The sequence below is a fragment of the Vibrio sp. 2033 genome, assembly GCF_033339735.1.
In genome coordinates this window covers 1-831 of record NZ_JAWOVC010000220.1, presented here as the reverse complement: position 1 = coordinate 831, position 831 = coordinate 1, and the positions used below count along the sequence as shown (strand labels likewise).

Genomic DNA, 831 nt, shown 5'->3' with positions numbered 1-831 from the left:
CTCATATCCTACTCCAAGCTCTAACGGCTTTTTCAATGTTCAAAACAAAATAAAGACCCCGAGATGCACTCGGGGCGAAGTTGGCGTTATTGCGCCATCAGTTCAGATGGGATTTCGATTCCCATTTCTTTGTAGTAACGAACCGCACCCGGATGCAACGGTAAAGGAAGTCCCGAAATCGCTTTTTCGATCGCCATCGCTTTGGTTGTTTTGTGGATGCCTTGTAAGAACGGAAGGTTCTCGTAAATGGCTTTGGTCAGTTGGTAAACGTCCTCTTCCGAGATATCGTCTCGAACCGCAAGGAAGTTGGGCTGAGCAATCGTCGTGATTGGTTTATCTAAACCTGGGTAAGTGTTGGCAGGAATGTAGTACTTGGTCCACAACTTGTAGTTGCCGTTGGCTTGCTTGATTTGCTCGTCAGTGAACGAAAGTATCGAGATATCTTTGCCTAGCGCCGCAAATGCTTGCGTCACCGCCCCAACAGGAACACCTGCTGGCGTATTCATACCATCGATGGTGCCATTTTGTAGCGCACTTGCACTGCCGCCGTACCCCATAAAGGCAAGGTTGAACTTATCTGGGTCAACATTCAGGCCTTTCATGATCTGACGGCCTGAGTTCTCAGTACCGGAGTTCTTTTTACCGATAGAGAACTTTTTCCCTTCGAGGTTTTTCAGATCACTAACCTTACCGGTTTTTGCCAAGTCGCTACGAACAATGAAGTGTTCAACGTTTTGCCATAACATTGAGACTGAACGCAGCTTTTCTTGGCGACCGCTTTTCTCGTAAGGACCTTCCCCCGACCAAGCCCACGCACCGTACAAACCTTGC

The 831-nt window shown here is 48.1% G+C and carries 1 protein-coding gene; it reads right to left on the bottom strand.

Annotated elements, in window-relative coordinates:
- Positions 1 to 86: 86 nt before the first annotated feature.
- Positions 87 to 831: TAXI family TRAP transporter solute-binding subunit (locus tag R7P74_RS25695; protein ID WP_318123471.1), on the bottom strand; the 745-nt coding region annotated here is incomplete at its 5' end.